The organism is Lonsdalea populi, from assembly GCF_015999465.1.
GTDB lineage: Bacteria > Pseudomonadota > Gammaproteobacteria > Enterobacterales > Enterobacteriaceae > Lonsdalea > Lonsdalea populi.
Window position 1 is genome coordinate 2,084,507 of record NZ_CP065534.1, and the last position, 18,440, is coordinate 2,102,946.

The following is an 18,440-nucleotide window of genomic DNA, read 5'->3' on the forward strand; positions in this document are numbered from 1 at the left end:
TATTGATATAAAAAACCCGGTATGTGGACCGGGGTTTTTAAATAGGGCGACCACGGCCGCATGGTACGGCAATCAGCCGTGGCGACGTTCGAAGTCAGCCATAAACTCGGTCAGGGCCTTCACGCCTTCCAGCGGCATCGCATTATAGATGGATGCACGCATCCCGCCAACGGCCCGGTGGCCTTTCAGCGCATGCAGCCCCATCTGTTGCGCTTCTTGCAGAAATACGCTGTCCAACGCGGCATCCGCCAGCAAGAAAGGCACATTCATCCGGGAGCGGTTAGATACAGCGACGTCGTTACTATAAAAGTCGCTGCGATCGATGGCGGAATAGAGCAGATCGGCTTTCGCCTGATTGCGCTTTTCCATTTCAACCAAACCGCCCTGTGCTTTGAGCCATTTGAACACCAGACCGGAGAGATACCACGCAAAGGTTGGCGGTGTGTTGTACATGGAACCATTGTCGGCCAGAATTTTGTAATCCAGCATAGACGGCAATTCACGGCGGGACTTACCCAGCAAGTCACTACGCACAATCACCAGCGTCAGACCGGCAGGCCCGATATTTTTCTGAGCGCCGGCATAGATAACGCCATAGCGATTCACATCAATGGCGTGGGAGAGAATGCTTGAGGAGTAGTCGGCCACGACCACTTTGTCGCCAAAATCGGGCTGCTCTTCGATGGCCATACCGTCGATGGTTTCATTCGGGCAATAATGAACGAAAGCGGCATCGTCGGACAGCGCCCACTCGCGCATGGGTTTCACCGCACGCAGGCCATCCACGCGCGTTTTCACGTCGATGACATTGGGCGTGCCGTATTTCTGCGCTTCGTTAATGGCGCTGTGGGCCCAATAGCCGCCGTCGATATAATCGGCATTGTTATTGTTGCCCAGCAGGTTCATCGGGACCGCCGCAAACTGCGCTCGCGCACCGCCGTGGCAGAAAAGGACTTTGTAGTTGGAGGGGATATTGAGGAGATCGCGCAGATCCTGTTCAGACTCGGTAGCAACCTGGATAAATTCTTTGCTGCGATGGCTGATTTCCATCACCGACGTACCCAACTCCTGCCAATTACACAATTCCTGTTGCGCTTGACGCATGACATCGGCCGGCAGCATTGCCGGACCGGCGCTAAAATTAAAAACCTGAGTCATTTCCCCTCACCACACTCTGTCTAAATGATAAAAATGGCGACTTGAGTCGTCGCTGGTTTTGCTTGGTTACTGGTTTTATCACTCGTCATTCATGCCTGCAACGCTTATTCACCCCGGTTGCCGAAAACGTTGCCAGGCAGGTTCCAATGCCGGCCCTTCACCTGTTGCCTGTCTGTTATAGAGAATAAATAGAGTCGGCGCATAAAAGTCCGTATCATGCCTTTTTTGCAAAAAAACAACCGAGTGAGCAACATGACCCAAACGTTCATCCCAGGCAAAGACGCCGCCCTGGAAGACTCCATCGCCCGCTTTCAACAGCAGCTCCAAGACCTGGGGTTCAGCATCGAAGAAGCCTCGTGGCTGAATCCGGTGCCAAACGTCTGGTCCGTCCATATCCGCGACCGTGATTGCGCGCTATGTTTCACCAATGGCAAAGGCGCAACGAAAAAAGCGGCGTTGGCTTCTGCGCTCGGTGAATATTTCGAGCGCCTGTCCACCAACTATTTCTTTGCCGATTTTTACCTGGGTCAATCTATCGCTGACGGCGACTTCGTCCATTATCCGGACGAAAAATGGTTCGCCCTGCCGGAGGACGACACGCTGCCAAAGGGTATCCTCGATGAGCGGCTGCGCGCGTTCTATGATCCAGAACAGGAACTGGCCGCGAGCGACCTGATCGATTTGCAGTCCGGCAACGCCGAACGCGGTATCTGCGCGCTGCCTTTCACGCGCCAGTCCGATCTCCTGACGGTCTATATTCCGGTCAACATTATCGGCAACCTTTATGTTTCTAACGGAATGTCTGCGGGCAATAGCGCTAACGAAGCTCGCGTGCAGGGCCTTTCCGAAGTGTTTGAGCGCTACGTGAAAAACAGAATCATCGCGGAAGCCATCAGCCTGCCGAAAATCCCGGCGGAGGTGCTGTCCCGCTATCCGGGCGTCGTCGAAGCCATCGTCACGCTGGAGCAGGAAGGTTTTCCGATTTTCGCCTTTGACGCTTCGCTAGGCGGCAAATATCCGGTGATCAGCGTAGTGTTGTTTAACCCGGCCAACGGCACGTGTTTCGCTTCCTTCGGCGCACACCCCGACTTCGGCGTCGCTCTGGAGCGCACCGTCACTGAGCTCCTGCAGGGACGGGGCCTGAAAGATCTGGATGTTTTCACCCCGCCGACTTTCGACAATGATGAAGTCGCCGAACATACTAACCTGGAGACGCACTTTATCGATTCCAGCGGTTTGATCTCCTGGGATCTCTTTAAAGAAGAGTCAGACTACGCCTTTAACGACTGGGATTTCAGCGGTACGACCGCGCAGGAATTTGCGACGTTGATGGACATCTTCCGCGCGGAAGATAAGGAAGTGTATGTCGCCGATTACAAGCATCTTTCCGTGTACGCCTGCCGTATTCTGGTGCCAGGGATGTCCGATATTTATCCCGCTGAAGATCTGCTGCTGGCGAACAACAGCATGGGCGCGCATCTGCGCGAAACGTTGCTGGCTTTACCTGACAGTCAATTTGAGCCGGAAGATTATCTGGCGCTGCTGCAACAGCTCGACGACGAAGGGCTGGACGACTTTACTCGCGTGCGCGAACTGTTAGGTATTGCGACCGGCAAAGATAATGGCTGGTTCACGCTGCGTGTCGGAGAACTTAAATCCATGCTGGCGCTGGCGGGGGGCGATCTGGAACAAGCGCTAAGTTGGGTCGAGTGGACGCAGGATTTCAACCAATCAGTCTTCAGTCATGAGCACAGCAACTATTATCGCTGCCTACAAACCCTGCTGGAACTGGCGCTGGAATCTGAAAGAGAGGCTGCGCAATATTACGACGCATTGGTCAAGATGTACGGTCAGGATACCGTTGAACAGGCCAGCGCGGCCATCGCCGGTGAATCCTGCTTCTATAAGCTTTTCTCTGTCGATGCCTCACTGACCACTTTGCCAGCCCATCAGTCTCTACTGGCCGCCTATGAAAAGCTGCAGCAAGCCAAACGCAAACACTGGCACGCCTAATCTTCCAGCAAAACGGCAAGCATATGCTTGCCGTACCTCGCCATGACCTCGTTTTTTATTAGCGGGATATATATTTACATTCCGATGGATTCCCATCGCTGCAACAATGTTTTACACTCCCCGCGGCTTTCTACCCCCGGTTTCCGTTTTTCGTCAGCCTCTATTATGGCAGGTTAAATGCAGGGGTATTTTCCCCTAACCTATTAATTTAATTGTGGATATTATTTTTTATGTTACTATTTGGTTAAATTTCGACTAATGGCGAAAGATCTAACCGCTATAATTATAAGTTAAGTGCTGTTTTTATAAAAAAAACCCACCCCGATGCGTCAACTTAAACAATTTTTATATTTTTTAAAAAATAATTTTTTCTTTATATTCAATTATATATATAGTGTTTTATGGCTTTTTGAGGGGTATTAGTCCTGTCAAGAACCCGCCATTATGATCCATGTCAAATTTCGCATTTATATGCTTTGTTAATATCACTGTGCTGATAAATTTTAAGAGAGAGTTAGTGTGAAAGCTGACAACCCCTTTACTCTGCTACTTCCGGCAGCAATAGCAAAAGTTGCGGAAGATGCAGGTGTCTATAAAGCGACAAAAAAACCGCTTACTACTTTTTCCCTTGCGATAAGTGCAGGAATTTTCATCTCCATCGCATTTGTTTTCTACATCACTGCTACAACTGGATCGGCCTCTATGCCTTTCGGCATGACCAAGTTGATCGGCGGTATCTGCTTCTCTCTGGGGCTGATGCTGGTGGTGGTCTGCGGTGCAGACTTGTTTACATCTACGGTGCTGATTCTTGTGGCCAAGGCCAGTGGCCGCATTACCTGGCGTCAGTTAGGCTATAACTGGATAAACGTCTATTTTGGGAACCTGGTGGGAGCGCTGATATTCGTTGCGCTGATTTGGTTCTCAGGCGAGCACATGGTCGCTAACGGCGCGTGGGGTTTGAATATCCTGCAGACCGCGAGTCACAAGCTTGAACATACGTTCATTGAAGCGCTGTGTCTCGGCATCCTGGCGAATCTGATGGTCTGTCTGGCTGTCTGGATGAGTTACTCCGGTCGCACCCTGCTCGACAAATGTCTGATTATGGTTTTGCCAGTAGCCATGTTTGTTGCCAGCGGCTTCGAGCATAGCATTGCAAACATGTTCATGATTCCTATGGGAATTGTGATTAAAAACTTCGCTTCGGAAGAGTTCTGGCATGCCATAGGAATGGTGCCGAGCCAATTCGAACACCTGACCGTCCACAACTTTATTGTCGATAACCTAATCCCAGTCACTATCGGCAACATCATTGGGGGCGGGTTGTTGGTAGGCTTAACTTATTGGGTTATTTATTTGCGTGGCGAAAACAAGTACTAGAGTGTTATCGGCCGCAACATCGGGTTTTAAAAATCCATACAAAAGGTAGGTGTAAAATGACCGATCTGAATGAAAAATTAGCCAGCGCATGGCAGGGTTTCAGCAAAGGTGAATGGCAAAATGAAGTCAATGTCCGTGACTTCATCCAGAAAAACTACACGCCGTATGAAGGCGATGAGTCTTTCCTGGTGGGCGCAACTCCTGCGACCAGCGCGCTGTGGGATAAAGTTATGGAAGGCGTCAAACAGGAAAACCGCACTCATGCGCCTGTCGATTTCGATACCGACCTTGCCGCTACCATCACCTCGCATGATGCTGGCTATATTGATAGCAACCTCGAAAAAGTGGTTGGTCTTCAGACCGATGCTCCGCTGAAACGTGCGCTTATCCCATTCGGCGGCATCAAGATGGTTGAAAGTTCTTGCAAAGCGTACAACCGCGAGCTGGATCCGGAACTGAAAAAAATCTTCACCGATTACCGCAAAACTCACAACCAGGGCGTGTTCGACGTTTATACGCCGGATATCCTGCGTTGCCGTAAATCCGGTGTTCTGACCGGTCTGCCGGATGCGTATGGTCGTGGCCGCATCATCGGTGACTACCGTCGTGTTGCGCTGTATGGTATCGACTACCTGATGAAAGAGAAATTCGCTCAGTTCAGCTCTCTGCAGAGCAAACTGGAAAACGGCGAAGATCTGGAAGCCACTATCCGTCTGCGTGAAGAAATCGCTGAACAGCATCGCGCTCTGGGACAGATCAAAGAAATGGCCGCCAAATACGGCTGTGATATCTCTGCTCCGGCTATCACCGCTCAGGAAGCTGTACAGTGGACCTACTTCGGCTACCTGGCTGCCGTTAAGTCTCAGAACGGTGCAGCTATGTCCTTCGGTCGTGTTTCCACCTTCCTGGATATCTTCATCGAACGAGACCTGAAAGCAGGTAAAATCACTGAACAGGACGCTCAGGAACTGATCGACCACCTGGTCATGAAACTGCGTATGGTTCGCTTCCTACGTACCCCTGAATACGATGAGCTGTTCTCCGGAGATCCGATCTGGGCGACTGAATCTCTGGCCGGTATGGGCCTGGATGGCCGGACTCTGGTCACCAAAACCAGCTTCCGTTTTCTGAACACCCTGTACACCATGGGGCCGTCTCCGGAACCGAACATGACCATTCTGTGGTCTGAAAAACTACCGTCAAACTTCAAAAAATACGCAGCTAAAGTCTCCATCGACACCTCTTCTCTGCAGTACGAGAATGATGACCTGATGCGTCCTGACTTTGACAATGACGACTACGCCATTGCCTGTTGCGTTAGCCCGATGGTTGTGGGCAAACAAATGCAGTTCTTCGGCGCCCGTGCTAACCTGGCGAAGACTATGCTGTATGCAATCAACGGCGGCATGGACGAAAAAATGAAGATGCAGGTGGGGCCGAAATCTGCACCGATCCTGAGCGAAACCCTGAACTTCGACGAAGTCATGGAACGTATGGATCACTTCATGGACTGGCTGGCGAAACAGTACGTCACCGCACTGAACATCATTCACTACATGCATGATAAGTACAGCTACGAAGCTTCACTGATGGCTCTGCATGACCGTGATGTGTATCGCACTATGGCATGCGGCATCGCTGGTCTGTCTGTCGCGGCCGACTCCCTGTCCGCCATCAAATACGCCAAAGTTAAACCTATCCGTGACGAAGACGGTTTGGCTATCGACTTTGACATCGAAGGCGAATACCCGCAGTTCGGTAACAACGACCCGCGCGTTGACGACCTGGCCTGTGACCTGGTTGAACGCTTCATGAAAAAAATTCAGAAGCTGAATACTTACCGCAACGCCGTACCAACTCAGTCCGTTCTGACCATCACGTCCAACGTGGTTTACGGTAAGAAAACGGGTAATACGCCGGATGGACGTCGCGCAGGCGCGCCGTTTGGACCGGGCGCTAACCCGATGCACGGTCGTGACCAGAAAGGTGCTGTCGCCTCTCTGACTTCGGTTGCCAAACTGCCGTTTGCTTACGCTAAAGATGGTATCTCTTACACCTTCTCTATCGTGCCGAACGCACTGGGTAAAGACGACGATGTCCGCAAAGCTAATCTGGCTGGCCTGATGGACGGTTATTTCCATCATGAAGCATCCAACAACGTTGAAGGTGGTCAGCACCTGAACGTGAACGTGATGAACCGAGAAATGTTGCTCGACGCAATGGAAAACCCGGAAAAATATCCTCAGTTGACCATCCGTGTTTCTGGTTACGCAGTGCGCTTCAACTCACTGACCAAAGAACAGCAGCAGGACGTGATCACGCGTACCTTCACGCAGTCCATCTGATTATCATGTCTGCCTGAAAAGGCGTAAAATAAAGGCTCCACTCTGTGGGGCCTTTTTTCACCGCTTCGCCGGAGTATCCAGAGCCTGTTTTGTCAGCCCGCCGTGACCGTTTACAAGGGATGGCTGCCAAAACAGATTCGACGCAACGTCATCCTGCTGTGCTTCATGCACGAAGGCGTCATTCTGCGCCCCAGCTGGCCGCTATTGTTCGGCCCAACCCGGAGAAACCTCGCAATGTCAGTAATTGGACGTATTCACTCTTTCGAATCCTGTGGAACCGTCGACGGTCCAGGCATTCGCTTCATCGTCTTTTTTCAGGGATGTTTGATGCGCTGTCTTTACTGCCACAACCGCGACACCTGGGATACCCACGGTGGCAAAGAGATTACGGTAGAAGAGCTGATGAAAGAGGTGGTCACCTATCGTCATTATATGAATGCATCCGGCGGCGGCGTCACGGCCTCTGGTGGCGAAGCCATTTTGCAGGCGGAATTCGTTCGCGATTGGTTCCGTGCCTGTCAGGAGCAAGGCATTAATACCTGTCTTGATACCAATGGGTTTGTTCGCCGTTACGATCCGGTTATCGATGAACTGCTTGATGCGACCGATTTGGTGATGCTCGATTTGAAACAGCTTGACGACACCATCCACCAGAACCTGGTCGGCGTTTCCAATCATCGCACTCTGGAATTTGCACGTTATCTCGCCAAACGTCAGCAGAGAACGTGGATTCGCTATGTGGTCGTACCCGGTTGGTCTGACGATGACAAGTCGACGCATATGCTGGGAGAGTTCACCCAAGAAATGGGGAATATTGAAAAGATTGAACTCCTACCCTACCACGAGTTGGGTAAACACAAGTGGGTCGCTATGGGTGAGGAATACCAGTTGGACGGCGTTAAACCCCCGAAGGCAGAGACCATGAATCGCGTTAAGTCCATTCTCGAAAGCTACGGTCACCACGTCGTTTATTGACGCTGACAATAAGCCGGTCAGCCTACGACCGGCTTATTGATTGATTCGTTAAGCCGCCGCCAACGGATTGGGTTGTTGGTGATTGGCCTTTTTCAACAGTATCACCAGATAACAGAAAGCAATGGCGCCAATCAGGACGAACAGTAATTTATCGGAATAGGATTGCATCAGCATCGCCGCCAAACTGGGTCCTGTCAGGCTGCCGATAGTGTAGCTCAGTAATAAAGCCTGATTCATCGCCACCAACTCTCCCGCCGCCACTTTCTCGCAGGCCCAGGACATGGCAACGGGATAAAGCGTAAATGCCGCGCAACCCAGAATGAACAACGCAGGCACCATGGCATAACGACTAAAGCCCAGCATCATGATGCTGCCGATGATTACCGCGATGACCAGCCCTCTCAGCACCATTAGGCGACCATAGCGGTCCGCCATTTTGCCTACCGGCCATTGTCCAAAAATACCGGCGCTAATCAGTAACGCCATCCAATAACCGACCTGTGCATCGCTCATTCCCTGATGGGCCAGATAGAGCGGCATCAAACCATACATTGAGCCCAGGATGACACCGGACATCACGCAGCCGTTGATGCCTAAACGGGCAGTCCTATAGCGTAACATCTGCCAAACGTTGACCTTATGCGTCATCATTTGCGGTGGAGAAAGGCGGGCAAACAGCATCGGTAAAACGCTCAGAACCACCAGGGTGACAGCCCACGGCAAGACGCTGAACACATCGGTTTGAACCATGCTTAGAAGCAGTTGCCCCACCACGCTTCCCAGATAGTACGCCATCATATATGCCGCCAGCAGTTGCCCCCGGTTAGTCGCATGGCCGCTGCACAGCAGCGCGCTCTCCACCACCACCCATATCAATGCGCAACCGACGCCAGCTATCAGGCGACACAGCAGCCAGCTCCAGAAATCGACGGACAGCGCTAACGCAGCGGTGGCGAGTGCAAGCAGGATTGCAGCAAAGTAATAGGCACGGTTAAACTCAAAACGGCGGATCAAAGCACCAGCTAGCAACGTGCCTATCAAGTTTCCGCTGAAGTAAGAAGAGCCCACCAGCCCGACTTGCCATACAGATAGCTGTTGAGCATTCAACCAAAGGGGGACCAGCGTATTGAGCACAGCAAGGCAGATTGTTAGCAGTAGGAGACCGCTAAGCAGCAAAATAACCGGGCGTGTATAGGTGAACATGGGTCAATGACCATGAGAGAAGATATTTTGCGCGCATCATGCCACCAGCAAAGTTAAAGTCAATCAGTGTTGAGAGAGTGACCGCACGATCTGTTCATGGCCTCATAAGGCGTGGCCCTATTACACCTTATCGAACCCCGGCTGGCGATAGTACTTTATGATGATGCCTTCCTCCTCTGACGTTTAAAATCGAATTCACCCCATGCCTGATTTCGTAAAAAATCCCTCGTTATTTGCCTGAAAAACAAAAATTTAGGCATAAAAAAACGCCCCTTCAGGGCGTTTTTTCAGCAGCGGTGACTTAACCGATAACTTCCTGCCCATTCATGTACGGGCGCAGTACTTCCGGCACTTCGATACGGCCATCCGCTTGTTGATAGTTTTCCATCACGGCGACCAGCGCGCGCCCTACAGCCAGACCTGACCCGTTCAGCGTGTGTACCAGACGGGTTTTCTTTTCACCCTTGGCGCGGCAACGAGCCTGCATACGACGCGCCTGGAAATCCCACATGTTGGAGCAAGAGGAAATTTCACGGTAGGTATTCTGCGCCGGCAGCCATACTTCCAGATCGTAAGTCTTGCAGGAGCCAAAGCCCATATCGCCCGTGCACAGCAGCACTTTGCGATAAGGCAGGTTCAGCAGTTGCAAGATTTTTTCCGCGTGTCCGGTCAACTCTTCCAGCGCCTGCATAGAATCTTCCGGGCGAACAATCTGCACCATCTCGACTTTATCGAACTGGTGGACACGAATCAGACCACGCGTATCACGACCGTAAGACCCGGCTTCGGAACGGAAGCACGGCGTATGCGCCGTCATTTTGATCGGCAATGACTCTTCGTCCAGGATCTCGTTACGCACCAGGTTGGTTAACGGCACTTCGGCCGTTGGGATCAGTGCATAGTTGCTGCTGTCAGCTTCTTCCGACAACGGTTTGGTGTGGAATAGGTCCTCGCCAAACTTCGGTAACTGACCCGTTCCGTACAGGGAATCCTGATTGACCAGATATGGGACATAGGCTTCCAGATAACCGTGCCGCTCGGTATGCTGGTCCAGCATGAACTGGGCAAGCGCGCGGTGCATACGCGCAATCTGTCCGCGCATCACGGAGAAGCGCGAACCGGTCAGCTTAACCCCATCAGCCATGCTCAGACCCTGATTGATTTCACCCAAATCGACGTGATCGCGAGGTTCAAAGTCCAGCTGGCGCGGCTCGCCCCAGCGGCTGATTTCCTGATTTTCGGTATCGTCCTTACCCAACGGCACACAGTCGTCAGGCAGGTTCGGGATCGTCAAAGACAGTTCGCGAATCGCGCTCTGGAGCTGATCGAGCTCGGTTTTCGCAGACTCCAGCTTCTCACCCAATGCGTTGACTTCACGGCGCAGCGGTTCAATATCTTCACCACGTGCTTTAGCCGCGCCGATCTCTTTCGAGCGGGAGTTACGTTCTGCCAGCAAACTTTCCGTTTCGACCTGTAGAGTTTTGCGACGCGCCTCCTGTGAACGCAGCGCCTCAACGTCCAGTGTAAAACCTCGGCGAGCCAGTAATTTTTCGGCAACTGCGTCTAGCTCATTACGCAGTAAATTGGGATCGAGCATGCTAGTCCTGTGCTTTTTATTGATGGAATAGATATAACAGCGGGCCTGAAAAGGTCCCTGCAGCAGAAAATTATCGGCTGTAACCTTACCGCAACGGGTAGGCTAGCGGTAGCGTTTTGTCGGGCTATTTTGATCCTGAGAGGCCAGCCAGGCGAGCTTTTCACCGATCTTTCCCTCTAAACCGCGCGAGGTTGGATGATAATACTGCGTGGCCGCCATTTCCGAGGGGAAATAGTTCTCGCCCGCCGCATAGGCATTGGGTTCATCGTGTGCATAACGATACTCAGCACCGAGCCCCATCTCTTTCATGAGTGCAGTTGGCGCATTGCGTAAGTGGTCAGGCACATCAAAATCCGGCTTTTCACGCGCATCACGCATCGCCGCCTTGAATGCGGTATAAACGGCATTGCTTTTCGGCGCACACGCCAGATAGACGATGGCCTGAGCGATCGCCCTTTCTCCTTCGGATGGACCCACACGGGTGAAACAGTCCCACGCGGCAATCGCTACCTGCATACCGCGAGGATCGGCATTGCCCACATCTTCCGATGCAATCGCCAGCAAACGTCGAGCGACATACAGTGGGTCGCCGCCCGCCGTGATAATACGTGCATACCAGTAAAGTGCCGCATCCGGCGCGGATCCGCGTACTGATTTATGCAACGCGGAGATCAAGTCATAATATCGGTCGCCTTTATTATCAAAACGCGCGCTGCGTTCACCGGCGACCTCATTAAGTAAGGCAGGCGTCAGGTGACGCTCACCGGCGGCATTGACCTCCGCCATATCCGACATCATTTCCAGCAAATTAAGTGCGCGCCGGGCATCTCCGCTCACTAGCTGAGACAGCAGACGGCGCGTTTCGTCAAGCAAGACGATGTGCTGTTTTCCCAAACCGCGCTCGCTATCCTGCAGCGCCTGGGTCAAGACAACTTCGATATCCTCCGCCGTCAGCGCTTTTAATAAATAGACGCGGGCGCGGGATAACAATGCGGAATTCAGCTCGAACGAGGGATTCTCCGTGGTCGCGCCGATGAAGGTGATCGTGCCATCCTCGATATGAGGGAGAAAAGCATCCTGCTGGCTTTTATTGAACCGGTGAACTTCGTCCACGAACAGAATGGTGCGGCGTCCGGCATTGCGGTTATGCCGCGCACGTTCAATCGCTTCACGAATCTCTTTGATACCAGAGGTCACGGCTGAAATACGCTCCACATCAGCAACCCCGTAACGACCAATCAACTCCGCCAGCGTCGTTTTTCCCGTTCCCGGAGGCCCCCACAGAATCATGGAGTGAAGCTGGCCGGACTCAATCGCACGCGGTAATGGTTTACCCGGACCTAACAGATGCTGCTGCCCGATATACTGCGCTAATGTGACTGGCCGCATACGTGCGGCCAGTGGCTGAAACTCATTCTGGGAAAAATCGAGTGACAGATTACTCACAGACGCCTCACTGACGTTGATCGTCCACCGCCACCCCTTTGGGCGGTGTAAAGGTGAATTTTTCCGCGTCTACCGCTCCGTTTTGCTGATCTTTGAGGACGTAACGACTACGCTGACCGTCCTGCTCGGTGGCGGTAAAACCTTTGATAGTGCCGGAACTGGTCACGCTGATGGAGAATTGACGCAGGTTGCCGCCGGCGGACTTCGGCATCAGCTCAAAGTCATCGCCCTTCTGCGTAACATGATAATTTTTCCAATCGCTCGGGCTATTGCGCGTAATCAGGATGAATGGCGTGTTTCCCGTCACATCTTTTACCCAGGTCGCCGTGACTTGTTCGACGAACGGATTATAGAACCACAGCGTTTTGCCGTCGGAAATCAGTACGCTTTCATCAGGCGATGTCGTTTTCCAGTTAAACAAATTTGGGCGCTGGACCCACAGCTCTCCTTCACCATCCTGTACCGCTGAACCATCATTGCCAGTGACCTTTTGAGAAAAGCTGGCGTGGAAACTGTTTACTTTGCTCAGGCGACTTTGCAGATCGCTGGAGGCATCTGCGTATACGGCGCTGGATACCATACTCGACAGCAAACAACCGGTCATTAACCATTTTTTTATCATAAGAAGATCCCTTTACTATCCTGATGGCATAGGTAGGCGGCTATCACTGACAACCACCGAGTATATTACCCAACTGTAGATCAGCGAGGTGAACCGAAACAGCTGTACTTATCTGTATTGTCAGGCTTTCACTCATCTTTACACAGACGACGCCCGTTTCGGCCTATGTATTACTCCATTGGCGGGGGAGCGAGAACTTCGCGATTACCGTTATGACCCGGGGAACTGACAATACCTTGCGCCTCCATCTGTTCGACAAGACGCGCCGCACGGTTGTAGCCAATGCGGAACTGACGCTGTACGCCGGAAATCGACGCGCGACGTTTTTCCACCACAAAGGCCACGGCCTGGTCGAACAACGGGTCGAGCTCTTCATCCCCATCCAGACCCAGACTACCGCCTTCGCCCTCTTCGCCCCCCTTGACGATACTGTCAATGTATTCAGGGCGACCGCGCGCTTTCCAGTCTTGAACGACGGCATGCACTTCCTGATCCCGGACAAAGGCACCATGCACACGCACAGGGATAGAAGAGTTAGGCGCCATATACAACATGTCGCCCATACCCAGCAGTGATTCCGCCCCGCCCTGATCGAGAATCGTTCTGGAGTCAATTTTACTGGAAACCGTAAAGGCGATACGCGTGGGAATGTTGGCCTTGATCAGCCCTGTGATGACATCCACCGACGGGCGCTGAGTCGCCAGAACCAAATGGATACCCGCGGCACGCGCTTTCTGCGCCAGACGAGCGATGAGCTCTTCGACCTTTTTACCTACCGCCATCATCAGATCGGCGAATTCATCCACCATCACCACGATGTAAGGCAGTTTTTCCAGCATAGGCGGCTGTATTTCCATACTATCGCCCGGCTTCCAGAACGGATCGGGAATGGGTCGTCCCATAGATTCAGCCTGCTCGACACGTTCGTTGTAACCGCTCAGGTTACGCACGCCCAACGCCGACATCAGCTTATAACGCCGCTCCATTTCGCCAACGCACCAACGCAGCGCGTTAGCCGCATCCTTCATGTCCGTCACGACTTCCGTCAGCAGATGCGGGATACCTTCGTAAACAGACAGCTCCAACATTTTCGGGTCGATCATGATGAAGCGAACATCTTGCGGGGATGCTTTGTACAACATACTGATAATCATGGCGTTGACGCCTACGGACTTGCCAGAACCGGTCGTCCCTGCGACCAGCAGGTGTGGCATTTTAGCCAGATCGGCCACTACCGGCTGACCCGCGATATCCTTGCCTAATACAACCGACAGCGGCGAAGGATTGTCGCGGAAACGGTCGCAATCCAAAACCTCCCGCAGGAAGACGGTTTGTCGACGCTTGTTCGGCAACTCCAGACCGACGTATGGCTTGCCGGGAATGACCTCCACAATACGCACGGCCACCACGGACAGTGAACGGGCCAGGTCCTTCGCGAGATTAGAAATTCGGGCCGCTTTCACGCCAGGCGCCAGATCCAGATCGAAGCGAGTAATGACCGGTCCAGGGTGATATCCCACCACCGTCGCCTTGACGCGGTAATCCGCCAAACGCGCCTCAATCAACCTAGCTGTCTGTTCCAGCGCGAAATCATCCACCGGATCATCGTTACCTGAAGGTGGAGTCAGCAGATCAAAAGACGGAAATGGCGTGGTCGGCTTCTGTAACGGCTGGTCGTTGCGCATCAGGAATGGGTGGATCAGGCTATCCATGATGGACGGCGAAGCGTCGTCGTCTTTGTCGTCCTGCGCTTCGTGTGCTGGTGTCGCAGGTTGTACAGAAGGCGTCATCGGCGTTTGCGATGCGACATGCTCGACGGCTGCCGCCGCTTCTTGCTGCGGAGACAAAGTGAATAACGGTTCGCTTGGGGCGTCGTCAACCAAATCAGCCAGTGGCGAAATAGCGAAAACGCTGTCCAGCGGCGGAACCTGAGTCGAGCGAGAGGGTTGAGCGGAATGCGGCGGCTGAAGGTAAGACGGAGCAATCGGCTCGGCGAAGACCGCATCCGGTCCATCATTCAAGGTATCGTGACCGTAACGTTCCTGTTGCTGCTCTGCAAAGTCCTGAGCCAACTGATGCATCAGCGCATCGTCCTCTTGGTTAGCCTCAGTCTGCTCGACCGCCTCTTCAACGCCATTCGGCTGCGCTTGACGCTGAGCTTCTCGCTCCTGCTGCTCCGCAAGCCGCTGGGACGGCAATTTAATACCATACGAAGCCAGTTCGCGCCGTGTCGGGATACGCACAGGATTCGGCCGCGGCAATTCAGGGCCGACACCCTGCTTGATCTGCGGATTCGTATCCTCGGCTGAAAATGCCGGCGTAAACGGCAACGAAGATGCAGCCTGATTTGGTGATACGGTCGCCGCTGCCGTTGCTGCGACCGTCGTCACTGGCGTCGACGACACAGGGGGAACTCGGTCAACTGGCGGAGCGTGATGTACCGGGTTTTCGCTCAAAGGCTCGGCAGCCGTAAATTCAGGGACGTCAAAAGAATACAGCGGTGGCACTTCACTTTCTTTCACTTCGCTGGCGGGCTTATTTATATCCATCGGGACGGTAACGACCTTCCGGCTGTCAATCGGCGTGGTTGGCGCCGTCACGTTTTCGGCCGCCGTTGCGCTTGCAGACATGCTCTTCGCGACGTCCCCTATTACCGGATCGGCAGGTTGCGGCGAAAATGGGTGTCCTTCATTTGCAGCCGACTGAGCGGTAAGAACCGCTGGGGCTGCGAGCAACACATCGTCTTCATCTTCCTCGTGTCCACGAAACGCTGAAGACGCGGCGGTGTCGGTTTCATGCTCCGTCTGGCGCGCTACGTCCTCGTCGTCGACATAATCATCACGCCGTCCGCGATTGGAGAAAAAAGTCAGGCAGCCCATCGCCGCAGCCCCGATTTTCTCTGCAATCGCCAGCCAAGACCAGCCGGTGAATAACGTCAGACCCGCAGCCCATACGCACAACAGAATCAACGTGGAACCGATGCTGTTAAAGCGCGGGATCATGGCACTGCTCAGCAAACTGCCCAGCACGCCGCCGGAGGCAAAATAATAAAGGTCGTCCACGTTGACGGCGGCTAGACCGCACGACGTCAGGATAAGCGCCAGAGCGCCAATCAGGCGTAAGGAGAAGGTAAAGTAGTCAAGTGCATACTGACGGTTTCGCTGACGATAAATCAGCCAGCATAGCGAGATCATCACGGGGGGAATGGCATAAGCCAGTACGCCAAAAACGAAAAATAGCGTATCGGCCATCCAAGCGCCAACGCCTCCGCCCAGGTTGTGAATGGGTTCATGCCAGGCAGTCTGAGACCAGCTAGGGTCGGACGGGCTGAAACTCAGCAACGCAGCGGCCAGGTAACAGGCGAACAGCCCAGCAGTAACCAGCAACGCCTCAATCAAACGTCGCCCAGCGCTGAGTTTTTCCAGCGTAATTTCTTTATCTTCAGTATATTCCTGGCTCAAGCGTCTCTCCAGGTTTCGGTAAAGGAGTCATGACAAAACGCCGAGAAAGTCCCGGCGCTGTAGCTGTATAAATTCACAGGAGTGTAGCTAAATTTACCGGGCTTTGCACCCATACCGTCAGCGTGTCTTGATGACCAGCCGGTTGCTCTGCTTAACTTCTTCCATCACCACATAGGTGCGGGTGTCGTTAACGCCAGGCAGACGCAGCAGCGTTTCCCCCAGCAGTTTACGGTAGGCAGACATGTCCGGCACGCGGGTTTTTAGCAGATAGTCAAAATCCCCGGAAACCAGATGACACTCCTGAATTTCTTCCAGCTTCTGTACTGCGGTATTGAACTGCTCAAAGACATCCGGCGCGCCACGGTTTAGTGTAATTTCGACGAAGACCAAAAGCGAAGCATCCAGATAATGCGGATTCAGTAACGCCGTATAGCCATTGATAAAACCCTGTCGTTCCAGACGTCGAACGCGTTCCAAGCACGGCGTGGGAGATAGTCCAACCCGCTTGGAAAGCTCCACGTTGGAGATACGACCATCTTTTTGCAATTCGTTCAGGATATTGCGATCGATACGATCAAGATCTTTTCCCGGACGTTTTTTTGTGTCTACCATTATTATTGTCTCTCTTCACTCTTCCCTGCTCATCGCTCTCTCCAGCCCACATCAATGTGCTAGAGTTGCCCCTAAAGAAGACCCCTGTCTATTTTGTACATCAAAAGTCACGTCTGTTTATTCCGTCTATCGCGTGCGACAAACAGGTGCATGAGCTATGCTGTCGCCTGTCAATTAAACAATGCAAAAACGGATAAAAGGCCGAGCATTCAACTATTCACATACAAAAAATTTCCTCTTCATAGGATGTTTTCGCAAAAGCGCAGCCGATTGTCAAAGCAAAACAATTAAAATCAGAAGAAACTGCCAGATTCAAATCCCCAACAGGTATCAGGCAGCGTTTTAGCGCTTCAAGGGCAACCGTATGTTACCGCATTACATCCCCGCACCAGACCTGTATCACTTTTTTCAATGATTGTTAACTATAGGATAAATAGTTAACAACATTCTTCTGCGCTTTTTTTAGGTCGGTAATTTCCTTACAATCGCTTCATCGTCCCTTCACTGGAGTTAAGGAACTCATGGGTACAGCCAAACACCGCAAACTGTTGATTCTGGGCTCCGGCCCCGCCGGATATACCGCCGCGGTCTATGCTGCGCGCGCCAACCTGAACCCGCTGCTGATTACCGGGATGGAAAAAGGCGGTCAGTTGACCACCACGACGGAAGTGGAAAACTGGCCGGGCGATGCCGATGATCTGACCGGCCCGGCACTAATGGAACGTATGCACGCCCATGCCGCCAAGTTCAATACGGAAATCGTCTTCGACCACATCAACCGCGTCGACCTGCGGACACGTCCTTTCCGTCTGTTCGGCGACAGCGATGAATACAGCTGCGACGCCCTGATCATCGCCACGGGCGCCTCCGCCCGCTATCTGGGTCTGCCGTCCGAAGAGGCGTTCAAAGGCAAAGGCGTTTCCGCCTGCGCGACCTGCGACGGATTCTTTTATCGTAATCAGAAGGTCGCCGTTGTCGGCGGCGGCAACACGGCGGTAGAAGAAGCTCTGTATCTGTCCAACATCGCCTCTGAAGTGCACCTGATTCACCGCCGCGATTCTTTCCGCTCAGAAAAAATTCTGATCGACCGCCTGAACGAGAAAGTCGCGAACGGCAACATCGTGCTGCACACTGACCGTACTTTGGATGAGGTGCTGGGCGATGAGATGGGCGTCACCGGCGTTCGTCTGCGCGATACCCACAGCGAAGCTACGGAAACCCTCGACGTCGCCGGGGCCTTCATCGCCATTGGCCACAGTCCTAATACCGCTATTTTCGACGACCAGCTCGCGCTGGAAAACGGCTATATCAAGGTTCAATCCGGCATTCACGGTAACGCGACTCAAACCAGTATCCCCGGTGTGTTCGCTGCCGGTGATGTGATGGATCACATCTACCGTCAGGCCATCACCTCGGCCGGTACGGGATGTATGGCGGCGTTAGATGCCGAACGTTATCTGGATGGTCTGGGCAACAGCTGATCATCGTCGTCTGAGGGAGTCTTCGCTCCCTCAGGCTTTTGTTTCATGATTTGTAAAAATTGATCGCCCAGCACTATTTTCCTTCGCTTTTCGTTTGCATGCCCTCTTCGTCAAGGTAACATGACGCCAATCTGACCGAACGCCCGAACA

The 18,440-nt window shown here is 52.9% G+C and carries 12 protein-coding genes; 5 read left to right on the forward strand and 7 right to left on the reverse strand.

Annotated features, from left to right (window positions below):
- Positions 1-72 precede the first annotated feature (72 nt).
- Positions 73-1,158 (reverse strand): 3-phosphoserine/phosphohydroxythreonine transaminase, encoded by a 1,086-nt coding sequence (gene serC, locus I6N93_RS09160; RefSeq protein ID WP_085684540.1) that lies wholly within the window; start codon positions 1,156-1,158, stop codon positions 73-75.
- A gap of 252 nt (positions 1,159-1,410) precedes the next feature.
- Here serC and ycaO point away from each other — a divergent pair, with 252 nt between their 5' ends.
- From ycaO to pflA, 4 genes are all read left to right on the forward strand, one after another.
- Positions 1,411-3,171: a 30S ribosomal protein S12 methylthiotransferase accessory factor YcaO gene (gene ycaO, locus I6N93_RS09165; protein ID WP_085684542.1), complete on the forward strand. Its 1,761-nt coding sequence runs from the start codon at positions 1,411-1,413 to the stop codon at positions 3,169-3,171.
- Between the two features lie 519 nt (positions 3,172-3,690).
- Positions 3,691-4,548, forward strand: a complete 858-nt coding sequence (gene focA / locus I6N93_RS09170) for a formate transporter FocA (protein ID WP_085684544.1) — start codon at positions 3,691-3,693, stop codon at positions 4,546-4,548.
- 56 nt (positions 4,549-4,604) lie between these two features.
- On the forward strand, positions 4,605-6,893 hold the full coding sequence (pflB, locus tag I6N93_RS09175) for a formate C-acetyltransferase (protein ID WP_085684546.1): 2,289 nt from the start codon (positions 4,605-4,607) through the stop codon (positions 6,891-6,893).
- Positions 6,894-7,127: 234 nt separating this feature from the next.
- Positions 7,128-7,868, forward strand: coding sequence for a pyruvate formate lyase 1-activating protein (gene pflA / locus I6N93_RS09180; protein WP_085684958.1), 741 nt, complete (start codon positions 7,128-7,130; stop codon positions 7,866-7,868).
- A 48-nt stretch (positions 7,869-7,916) separates the two neighbouring features.
- On the opposite strand, the gene I6N93_RS09185 is transcribed toward pflA, so the two are convergent.
- The 6 genes from I6N93_RS09185 to lrp all read right to left on the reverse strand — a co-directional run bounded on the left by I6N93_RS09185 (position 7,917) and on the right by lrp (position 16,809).
- Complete coding sequence (locus I6N93_RS09185) at positions 7,917-9,071, reverse strand: MFS transporter (RefSeq protein ID WP_085684548.1); 1,155 nt, start codon at positions 9,069-9,071, stop codon at positions 7,917-7,919.
- Between the two features lie 301 nt (positions 9,072-9,372).
- A complete protein-coding gene (gene serS, locus I6N93_RS09190) occupies positions 9,373-10,668 on the reverse strand; it encodes a serine--tRNA ligase (RefSeq protein ID WP_085684550.1) in 1,296 nt (431 codons plus the stop codon).
- Between the two features lie 102 nt (positions 10,669-10,770).
- Positions 10,771-12,114, reverse strand: a complete 1,344-nt coding sequence (locus I6N93_RS09195; RefSeq protein WP_085684552.1) for a replication-associated recombination protein A — start codon at positions 12,112-12,114, stop codon at positions 10,771-10,773.
- Positions 12,115-12,121: 7 nt separating this feature from the next.
- Entirely contained in the window at positions 12,122-12,736 is a 615-nt protein-coding gene (lolA, locus tag I6N93_RS09200) for an outer membrane lipoprotein chaperone LolA (RefSeq protein ID WP_373853583.1), read from the reverse strand.
- 170 nt (positions 12,737-12,906) lie between these two features.
- Positions 12,907-16,197, reverse strand: coding sequence for a DNA translocase FtsK 4TM domain-containing protein (locus tag I6N93_RS09205; protein WP_085684554.1), 3,291 nt, complete (start codon positions 16,195-16,197; stop codon positions 12,907-12,909).
- A gap of 117 nt (positions 16,198-16,314) precedes the next feature.
- The gene (gene lrp / locus I6N93_RS09210) at positions 16,315-16,809 is read right to left on the reverse strand and encodes a leucine-responsive transcriptional regulator Lrp (protein ID WP_011094192.1); all 495 of its coding nucleotides are present in this window, start codon (positions 16,807-16,809) and stop codon (positions 16,315-16,317) included.
- Between the two features lie 521 nt (positions 16,810-17,330).
- Here lrp and trxB point away from each other — a divergent pair.
- The gene (trxB, locus tag I6N93_RS09215; protein ID WP_085684556.1) at positions 17,331-18,290 is read left to right on the forward strand and encodes a thioredoxin-disulfide reductase; all 960 of its coding nucleotides are present in this window, start codon (positions 17,331-17,333) and stop codon (positions 18,288-18,290) included.
- Positions 18,291-18,440: the final 150 nt, after the last annotated feature.